Below are 9,576 nucleotides of genomic sequence, written 5' to 3' on the forward strand. Positions count from 1 at the left end.
GGGTTGTGCGGGTGAGTGCTACGGGCGCCAGTTCGCCAGTACGCCCTCGTAGAGCTCCTTGTCCGTGAGCTCGCGGGGGGTTTCGCCGACGAGGAAGTGGGACGTGTTCGGGGTCTTGAGCTTGCGGAGGTAGTCGAAGGCCTTGTTCTCCGGGTCGCCGAAGGCGACGAAGGAGAAGAAGACGGTGGGGTGCGTCTTGGCGGCCTCGGTGAGGGACTGGGTGGCGGGGGTCTTGGCGTCGGGGGCGCCGTCCGTCTGGAAGATCACCAAGGCGGGAGTGCCGGGGGTGCCGGGGATGGCTTGCTTGTCGTGGTGGGCGAGGACGGCTTCGACGGCTGCGTGGTAGCTGGTGCGGCCCATGCGGCCGAGGCCGGCGTGCAGCTCGTCGATCTTGTTCTCGTGGTCGGTGAGGGTGATTTCGCCGGTGCCGTCGAGTTCGGTGGAGAAGAAGAAGACCGGGACGGTGGCCTCGGGGTCGAGGTGGGCGGCGAGGGCGAGGGTCTGCTCGGCGAGGGCCTGGGCTGAGCCGTCCTTGTAGTACGGGCGCATGGAGGCGGAGCGGTCGAGGACGAGGTAGACCTTGGCGCGGGTGCCGGTGAGGTTGTGCTGCTTGAGGGTGGTGGTGGCGGCCCTGTAGGCGGTGGTGAGGCCTGGGGCGCGGGTCTTGAGGTGGGTGAGGGGGACGGCGGGGGTGAGGGTGACGTCCGGCTCGGCCTCGCCTTCGGCTTCGGCCGTGTCGTTCCCACCCGCACCACCCGTGCTGCTTTCGTTGTCGGGTGCGGGTGGCCCCTGTGGGGCGGACTCGCCGTCGGCGGCTGCGGGAGCGTCCACGGCCTCGGCCTTGGCCTCCGGCTCCGCCTTGGCCGCAGGCTTTGTCTTGGCCGGCGCGTCCTTCTCGGCCGGTGCGTCGGCTTCGGCCTTCGGCTCTGCCTTCCGCTTGGCTTCCGGCTTTGCTTTGGCCGGCGCGTCCTTCTCGGCCGGTGCGTCGGCTTCGGCCTTCGGCTCTGCCTTCCGCTTGGCTTCCGGCTTTGTCTTGTCCGGCGCGTCCTTCTCGGCCGGTGCGTCGGCTTCGGCCTTCGGCTCTGCCTTCCGCTTGGCTTCCGGCTTTGTCTTGTCCGGCGCGTCCTTCTCGGCCGGTGCGTCGGCATCGGCCTTCGGCTCTGCCTTCCCCTTGGCCGTCGGCTTTGCCTTCGCCGGTGCGTCCGGCTTGGCCGGCGGGGCTGTCTCCGCCGTCGGAGCCGCCTCGGTCGGCACGTCTGCCTTCGTCGTCGGCGTGCCGTCGGAGGGCACCTCGGGCTTGGGGTCGGGCGTCGACTTGGGCGCGGCCTCCGGAGCGGGCGTCGCCTTGGGCGCTGCCGTCGGCTCGGTCTCGGCCGTGGGGTCGGCATCTGCCGTGGGCTTGCTCTCGGCAGGCGGCTCGGAGTCGGCATCCGGAGCTGCTGGCGTCTCGGGCCGGGGCTCGGGCTCGGCGTCCGGCTTCGGGTCGGTGGCCGATGGCTGTGATGCGTCGGTCTCGGTCTCGGCCGCTGCCGTCGGCTCGGTCTGTGCCTGGGTCTCCGGGGTGCTGCCCTCGGGCGTTTCCGGTGCTGCCGGCTCGGGCATCTCGGGCATCGGGGACTCGGCGACGGGCGGCTGCTCCGTCTCGGTCGCCTTCTCCGCCGTGGCCTCGTCCGATGCCGTCTGCTCCTCGGTGACCGGCTTCTCTGCCGTGGCCCCTACCGTCGCCGTCGGCTCCTCGACCGCCGATTCGGCATCAGCCTCTGCCTCTGCCTCCGGCCCCTTGGCCACCGCGGCAGGCTTCTCCGCGACCGCCGGCTCCTCTGCAACCTGCGGCTTCTCCGCCGCCGGCTCCTCAACGAGCCCCAGCTCTTCCGTAGCCGTCGGCTTCTCGACAGCCCCCGGCGTCTCCACAACCCCCGGCTCCTCGACAACCCCCTGCTCCCCCTCCCCGGACCGCGCGGGCCTGGGGACCGTCACGCGGTCGAAGGCCAAGGAGACGAGGTCGTGTTCGTCTCGGGGTTCGGGGACGCCTGCCGTGGGGCCGGGCGTGGGTTCCGGGGAGGGGGACGGGACCTTCGGGTCCGTCGCGGGGGGCGTCGGGGTTTCGGGCGTCGTCGTCGTGGTCTGCGCCGCACCCTCCGCCTCGGCGGTCCGTGACTTGCGTGACCGTCCGAACGCGTTCCGCAAGAGAGTGAGAATGCCCATGTGCGCGCAACCCTTCGCGTGAGTTGAAGCCCGTCAATCCCTGGCCAGGACGGACACGTAAGGTTAGCGGCCCTCCTGGGTGATCTTGGGCAGGGTCGGGAGTGGGCCGTACGCGCTGTCAAGAGGGACATCCGGCCTGCGAAGGTGTCGCCGTGCTGAATCGCCGTAACTGCCGTAAGGGTGCCGCAGGTTCACCCGCTGTTCACCCCGGCGCCCGGCTGCCGCACATATGTGCCCCTACGGTCACGCTGACACCATGGGCATCCAAGGAGAGAGCAAAGTGCGCAAGCTGCTGCCGTTGATCGGAACGCCGTCCGGATCACACCCTGGCGGCCGGTCCGCCCTGACCTGTCGTTTCCGGTGTGGTGACGCCTGCTTCCACGAGGTGCCCAACACCAGCTCCAACGAGTACGTCGGCGATGTCATCGCCGGTGCGCTCAGCCGGCGGTCGATGATGCGGGCCGCCGCCGTGGTGACCGTGGCCGCGGCGGGCGCGGGAGCCGTGGGTGTCGCGCAGGCTCCGCAGGCCGGCGCCGCTCCGGCCGGCGCGAACGCGGCCGGTGCCGCCGCCGAGGGCGCCCGGCGGAAAAGCAAGGGCGCGCGCGGCCTGCGGTTCGCGCCCGTCGCGCCCAATACCGCCGACGCCGTGACCGTGCCGGAGGGGTACCGGCAGAATGTCGTCATCCGCTGGGGCGAGCCCATCCTGCGCGGTGCGCCCGCCTTCGATCCGGAGAAGCAGACCGCCAAGGCGCAGGCCGGGCAGTTCGGGTACAACTGCGACTTTCTCGCGCTGCTTCCGCTGCCGGGCGAGCGGAACAGGCAGCTGCTCGTCGCCAATCACGAGTACACCGACGAGGTGCTCATGTTCCGGGGGTATGACGCCGCCGATCCGACCCGGGAGCAGGTGGAGATCGCCTGGGCCGCGCACGGGCTGTCCGCCGTTGTCGTGGAGGGGGACCGGAAGACCGGGAAGCTGACCGCCGTTCCGCGACATCAGCTCAACCGGCGCGTCACCGCCACCACCGAGTTCCGGCTCACCGGGCCCGTCGCCGGGTCCGAGCTCGTGAAGACCTCCGCCGACCCGACCGGCACCAAGGTGCTCGGCACCCTCAACAACTGCTCGGGCGGCGTGACGCCGTGGGGTACGACCCTGCACGGCGAGGAGAACTTCAACCAGTACTTCGCCAACAGCAGCCGGGCGACCGACAAGCGGTACGGCATCGGGACCGGGGCCAGCGAGCGCAAGTGGGAACGGTTCGACAAGCGGTTCGACGTCGCACGGGAGCCGAACGAGGTGCACCGGTTCGGGTACGTCGTGGAGTTCGACCCGTACGACCCGAGTTCCACGCCGCGCAAGCACACCGCTCTCGGACGGTTCAAGCACGAGGCCGCGAACATCAGGATGACGGCGGACGGGCGGCCCGTCGTGTACACGGGTGACGACGAGCGGTTCGACTACTTCTACAAGTTCGTCGGCAGCAAGCGGATGCGGCACGGCAGCGGCAGGGCCGTGCGGGAGCACAATCTGTCCCTGCTGGACGAGGGGACGCTGTACGTCGCCAAGCTCACCGGTGACTCCCCCGCCCTCGAGATCGACGGCACGGGCAAGCTGCCGGGCGACGGCGAGTTCGACGGGAGCGGCGAGTGGATTCCGCTGGCCACCGCCACCGCCGACGGCGCGGTCTCGCACGTGGAGGGGATGAGCGCCGAGGAGGTGTTCGTCTTCACCCGTCTCGCCGGTGACAAGGTGGGCGCCACGAAGATGGACCGGCCCGAGGACATCGAGCCCAACCCCGTCACCGGCAAGGTGTACGTCGCCCTGACGAACAACTCCAACCGCGGTGTCGGCTCCAACGCCAAGGCGGACGAGGCCAATCCGCGCAACGCCAACAAGCACGGGCACGTCCTGGAGCTCACCGAGCGCTGGAACCGGCCCGAGAGCACGAGGTTCGCGTGGTCGCTGTTCCTCGTCGCCGGTGACCCGGACGACCCGGCGACTTACTTCGCCGGGTTCCCGAAGGACGGCGTCAGCCCGATCTCCTGCCCGGACAACGTCGCCTTCGACCCCTACGGCAACCTGTGGATCTCCACCGACGGCGCCCAGCTCGGCTCGCACGACGGCCTGTTCGGCGTGGCGACCCGGGGTGAGCGGCGCGGTGAGCTGAAGCAGTTCCTGACCGTGCCGACGGGGGCGGAGACCTGCGGTCCGATCATCCAGGACCGGCGTGTCCTGGTCGCCGTGCAGCACCCGGGCGAGATCGACGGCGCGTCCGTGGAGAAGCCGGCCAGCACCTGGCCCGACGGGCCCGGGAAGTACGTCCGGCCGGCGGTCGTGGCCGTGTGGCGTGCGGACGGTTGCGACATCGGCGTCTGACCGAGCCACGACAGCAGCAGGTAGGGGGTGCCCGTCGGCGCCCACTACCTGCTGCTGTCGTGCAGCGTCAGGTCCGTGACCACCGCCCGGTGGTCCGTGTCGGTCAGGTCCAGGACGCGCGTGCGGTCGGCCGCGAAGTCCTTCGACACCAGGACGTGGTCGATCTGCGTGCCGAACGTCGGGGCGGTCCGGGCCGGCCAGGTGGCCGTGCGGTCGGTGTCGTCCAGGCGGGCGGCGTCGCTCAGGCCGGTGTCGAGGATGCGGCGGAAGGCGGCGTGGTCCTGGGAGGCGTTGAAGTCGCCGGCCAGGACGAGGGGCGTGCCGGGGTCGGCGGCGGCCGCGTCGCGCAGGGCGTCCAGTTCCGTGCGCCACAGGTCCAGCCGGCCGGGCAGCGGGGGCATGGGGTGGGCGAGCTGGAGCCGTACGGGATGGCCGTCGACGTCGGCGACCGCCCCGGGCATGCCCATGGTGCCGGGGACGCCGTCGGTGGGCCGCAGCGGAAAGCGGCTGAGGATGACGGAGCCCTCGGAGCCGCCGCCCTCGACGGCCCGGCGGTGCGGATAGTCCTGCGCCAGGTCCTGCTTCAGGCGCGCGTCGCACGCGTACTCGCATTCCTCTACGAAGACGATGTCCGGTTTCTCGCGGCGGACGGCGGCGACGAGGGGCCCGGTGCCCTGCCCGAACTCGACGTTCGAGGTCAGCACGCGCAGGTCGGCGACCGGGCGGCCGACGGGGTCGCCGACCTTGCCGTACGGCTCGATGAACCAGGCCAGCAGACCGAGCAGGAGGACGCCCCAGACCGTCCCGAGCCACCACCGGGACAGCAGGGCGAGCAGCAGTGCCAGACCGGTGGGGGCGAGCAGCCAGGGGAGGAAGGCGAGGATCTGCGGGACGGGCGTGATGCCGTCGCTGTCGGCGGTCCGGAAGCCGACGGCCACGCTGACCCCGGCGAGCAGCAGGGCGGCGCACCAGGCGCCGGCCCGGCGTCGGGGCGGACGCTGGTCCGGCCCGACGGTGGCGGTCCACTCGGCAGCGGCGGTGTCCAAGGCCCGGCCTTCCGTTCGCGGGGTGGGATGCCCGCATCCTCCCTCAAGGATGCCCGCATCCTCCCTCAGAGACGGGGTGGGGCGGGGGAAGGTTGCCGGGCGTCGACGCGGGCCAGGAAGTCCCCGAGTGCCTGGTCGAACTCCGCGGGGCGTTCGAGGTTCGGCATGTGGGCCGCGCCCTCGATCACGTGCAGGGACGCGTCCGGGAGGGCCGCGTGCAGGGCGCGGGCGTCGGAGACGGGGGTATAGGTGTCGTCGGCTCCGACGACGACCAGTGCCGGGACGCCGACCTGGGTCAGCAGGGCGGTGTAGTCGGGGCGCCGGGCGCGGGCGCGCAGGGCCGCGGCGGCGCCTTCGGGGGAGGTGGCCGTCATCATGCGGTGGACGTGGGCCTTGACCTCGGCGGGGGCGGAGGGGGCGACCATCCGCTCCAGGACCTCGTCGGCGTAGCCGCGCATGCCCTCCCGCAGCAGGCGGTCCGCCATGGCGTCGCGGGTGCGGACGCCCTCCGGGGTCTCCGCCGCCGGGAAGGTGTCCGCGAGGACGAGTCCGCGGACGCGGCCGGGGAACTGCCGGTAGCAGTCCATCGCGATCTGGCCGCCCATGGACAGCCCGGCGAGGACGAAGGACTCCACGCCCAGCTCGTCCAGCAGGGCCTCGATGTCCCGGGCGAACTGCGCGAAGTCCGTCAGGGCCGGGGCGGTCGGGGAGGCGCCGTAGCCGCGCAGGTCGGGGGCGATGACGCGGCGGACCGCGGAGAAGGTGCGGAGCTGCGGGGCCCACATCGTGCGGTCGAAAGGGTGGCCGTGGACGAGAACCAGGGGGACAAGGGGGACAAGAGGCTGCCGAGGAAATGCGGGGCCTTTGTCCTCGTATGCGAGGAAGGGTGCCATGGGACGACCCTAGGCAGCTCCAACTACTCGGTGCAATAAGATCATTGCTCTCGGTGCAATCCAAGGGGGAGACCGATGGGGGAGACCGATGGGGGAGACCGATGGGTGACTACCGGCGTATCGCCGACAGGATCGCCGACGACATCGCCAGCGGGCGGCTGAAGCCCGGCCAGCGCCTGCCGCCGCAGCGGGCCTTCGCCCGGCGCCGGGGAATCGCCTCGTCGACGGCCGGGCGGGTGTACGGCGAACTCGTACGGCGCGGGCTGGTCGTCGGCGAGGTCGGGCGCGGCACTTTCGTACGGGCCGCCCCGGACGGGCCGGCGGAGCGGACGCTGGCCGAGCCCGGCCCGGGTGACGCCCCGGTCAACCTGGAGCTCAACTACCCGAGCGCGCCCGGCCAGCCGGAGCTCCTCGCCCCCGTCCTCGCGCCGCTGCTGCGTCCCGACGTGCTGGCCGAGGCGCTGCTGCCGGCCGCCGCCACCGGTACCGAGTCCGCCCGGGAGGCCGTGGCCACGCTCCTCGCCACCCCCGGCTGGCGCCCCGCCCCGGACCGGCTGCTGTTCACCGGCAACGCGCGGCAGGCCATCGCCGCCGTACTGGCCTCCCTGGTCCGGCCGGGCGGCCGGGTCGGCGTGGAGCAGCTGACGTATCCGCTGGTCAAGGAGATCGCGGCGCGGCTGGGCATCACCCTGGTGCCGCTGGCCGGTGACGCGGCCGGGCTGCTCCCGGAGGCCGTCGCCGCCGCGCACCGGAGCGCGCCGCTGTCCGCCCTGTACGTGCAGCCGACGCTGCACAACCCGACGTCCCTGACGACGAGCCGCCCTCGCCTGCTGCAGCTCGCCCGGCTGGTGCACGACCTGGACCTGCCGGTGGTGGAGGACCGCATCTGGTCCTTTCTGAGCGAGCCGGGGGATCCGCTGGCCGCTCACGCGCCCGCCCTCACCCATGTCGTCGACGGTCTCTCCAAGCGGGTCGCGCCGGGGCTCACCGTCGGTTTCCTCGTCGTGCCGCCGCACCGGGTCGGGGCCGTGGCCCATGCCGTGCGGTCGGGCGGGTGGAGCGCGGGGCGGTTCGCGCTGGAGGCGGCCGTGCGATGGGCCGGGGAGGGGATCGTGGCGCGGCTGGTGGCGGCCAAGCGGGCGGACGCGGCGCGCAGGCAGCGGATCCTCGCCGAGGAACTCGCGGGCTTCGCCGTGCGGTCCGAGCCGGGCGCCTACTTCGCCTGGTGGGAGCTGCCCGCCCCGTGGCGCGCGGACACCTTCACGGCGGCCGCCGCCGCGCACGGCATCGCCGTCACGCCAGGCCCCGCCTTCGCCGTCGCCCCCGGTCACACGCCCGACGCCGTCAGGCTCGGGCTCGGGTCGGTTCCGGAGCCGGTTCTGCGGCGGGCGCTGCGGACGCTCGCGCACGTCGCCGCGCGGCGAGCCGGGGACCGTACCGGCCCGTGAGCCACGAGCCGAGCGCCACGCTCAGGCCGAACACGAGCAGCAGCCAGGACACCGTCGACAGGGTGGCCGTCAGGGCGTCGTAAACCGCGCCGGCGGCCTTGCGGTGGAGCGTGTCGGGCAGGTCGGCGAGGGTGAGGCGGCGGCCGATCGCGACGGCCAGGACGAGCAGTCCGCCGCCCAGGGCCGTGCCGAGGCCGAGCGCGGTGACCGCGCGGCGGCGGCACGCGGCGAGGGCGGTCCCGGCCACGGCGCACACGGCGGCGGCGAGCGGCAGCCAGAAGGCGGCGGTGTCCAGCACGTGGTATCCCCTGCGCAGTCGGTCCGCGTCGTCGGCCGGGAGCACCGGGACCCGGGTGTGCCGGACCGGGATGCGGTGGGCGAACGGCACATGGTCGGCGGTGAGCCGGTGCTTGACCCGGGCGACGACCGGCGCGACGTCGACGGTGACGGCGGAGGTCCGGGTGCCGTCGTCGCGCAGGGCGCGCAGCACGGCGTCGTGGACGGCCCGGTTCGCCGCGTCCCACCCGGTGTGGAATGCCTCGGTGCGGGTGAAGGAGCGGGCCGCGTCGTGCACGAAGGAGCCGACCGTGCCGCGCGGCAGACCGGTGTCGAACTCGCGCCCGGCCTCCCGCATGATGCCGTCCCCGAGGGCGTCCGCGACCGCGCGCCGCACGTCCGGGTCGGCGGCGAGCGGCGCCATCGTACGGACGTAGCGGCCGGTGTCGGTCAGCCCGTGCGCCGCCCAGGAGGCGAGCGTCGCGAACGGCCCGAGCAGGCACGCGAGGACCAGCAGAACGGCCGACAGGGCGTTCCGTGGCCTCAGGGGCGCCTGCTGCTCCGGCACGCGCGCCGGTTCGCGCTCGGACACCCTTCCAGGCAAGGACCCACGGGCCCGGCCCGCGACCGGCGTGACTGCATTCGGTCCCGCAGGCCCAGCCGAACGTGTCGTGCCGGTGCGGAGTCAGTCGATACGCCGCCCGGCGGCGTCCTCGTGGGTGTAGTAGCGGTAGAACGTCGTCACGAAGACGCCCGCCCCGACCACCACCCCCATTCCGGTGGACTTCAGCACGGACCCGCCGGTCTGGCTGTAGAGGAAGCCGATCGCGCAGCCGGTGAAGGCGAACCAGAGCAGCGCGTGCGCTTCCCGCCGCAGCCGCGGGGCGATCTCCCACACGGCGGCGAACAGCACGGCGAACACGAGCGCGGTGACGAAGCCGAACAGCAGGTTCCAGCCGGTGATGGGCCCGGCGTCGCGCCGGTTGGCCGCGGCCCAGTAGCCGTAGACGAGCCCGAGGACGACGGGCACCGCGATCTTCGCCAACGCGTGGGTGCGCGGGCTGAAGAGATCGGGTGTACGGCGTCGCCTGGTCACCTTGCGTGAGGCGGGTGCCGCATGAGCCATGAGAGCACTCCTCTCTCCCTGCCCCTGCCTCCCAGGGCACACCGCCGGGAACGGGCTGGCAAGTCGGCGGACGCGACGCGCTGCCCCGGACCGGACGCGGCGCATGCGGCCCCGAGCTTCGCCGGGGCGTGAGGCGCCACCGGGGAGCATGGCCGGATCGACCCCGCACCGCCGGTCCAGCCTGCCTCGCCGCCTTCGTGGGGGACGG

Annotated in this window: 7 protein-coding genes; 2 read left to right on the forward strand and 5 right to left on the reverse strand. The window is 73.0% G+C overall.

Translation table 11 applies throughout. The annotated features are described in order from the left end of the window. Positions 1 to 18: 18 nt before the first annotated feature. Complete coding sequence (locus ACIBL4_RS25350; protein WP_399413808.1) at positions 19 to 1,911, reverse strand: VWA domain-containing protein; 1,893 nt, start codon at positions 1,909 to 1,911, stop codon at positions 19 to 21. 574 nt (positions 1,912 to 2,485) lie between these two features. Between ACIBL4_RS25350 and ACIBL4_RS25355 the strand changes: the two genes are divergently transcribed. Continuing rightward, complete coding sequence (locus ACIBL4_RS25355) at positions 2,486 to 4,579, forward strand: PhoX family protein (protein ID WP_399414146.1); 2,094 nt, start codon at positions 2,486 to 2,488, stop codon at positions 4,577 to 4,579. A gap of 44 nt (positions 4,580 to 4,623) precedes the next feature. Here the strand turns inward: ACIBL4_RS25355 and ACIBL4_RS25360 are convergent, their stop codons facing one another. Together ACIBL4_RS25360 and ACIBL4_RS25365 are read right to left on the reverse strand one after the other, a co-directional pair. Then, the gene (locus tag ACIBL4_RS25360; protein ID WP_399413811.1) at positions 4,624 to 5,625 is read right to left on the reverse strand and encodes an endonuclease/exonuclease/phosphatase family protein; all 1,002 of its coding nucleotides are present in this window, start codon (positions 5,623 to 5,625) and stop codon (positions 4,624 to 4,626) included. Positions 5,626 to 5,690: 65 nt separating this feature from the next. Further along, on the reverse strand, positions 5,691 to 6,518 hold the full coding sequence (locus ACIBL4_RS25365) for an alpha/beta fold hydrolase (RefSeq protein WP_399413813.1): 828 nt from the start codon (positions 6,516 to 6,518) through the stop codon (positions 5,691 to 5,693). Positions 6,519 to 6,619: 101 nt separating this feature from the next. Between ACIBL4_RS25365 and ACIBL4_RS25370 the strand changes: the two genes are divergently transcribed. Next, positions 6,620 to 7,966: a PLP-dependent aminotransferase family protein gene (locus tag ACIBL4_RS25370; protein WP_399413817.1), complete on the forward strand. Its 1,347-nt coding sequence runs from the start codon at positions 6,620 to 6,622 to the stop codon at positions 7,964 to 7,966. On the opposite strand, the gene ACIBL4_RS25375 is transcribed toward ACIBL4_RS25370, so the two are convergent. Together ACIBL4_RS25375 and ACIBL4_RS25380 are read right to left on the reverse strand one after the other, a co-directional pair. Next, entirely contained in the window at positions 7,863 to 8,834 is a 972-nt protein-coding gene (locus ACIBL4_RS25375) for a hypothetical protein (protein ID WP_399413819.1), read from the reverse strand. The two genes, ACIBL4_RS25370 and ACIBL4_RS25375, sit on opposite strands and share 104 nt — an antisense overlap. 93 nt (positions 8,835 to 8,927) lie before the next feature. Beyond that, entirely contained in the window at positions 8,928 to 9,368 is a 441-nt protein-coding gene (locus tag ACIBL4_RS25380; RefSeq protein ID WP_399413821.1) for a hypothetical protein, read from the reverse strand. Between the last annotated feature and the right edge of the window lie 208 nt (positions 9,369 to 9,576).

This window comes from Streptomyces sp. NPDC050416 (assembly GCF_044458845.1).
Lineage (GTDB): Bacteria > Actinomycetota > Actinomycetes > Streptomycetales > Streptomycetaceae > Streptomyces.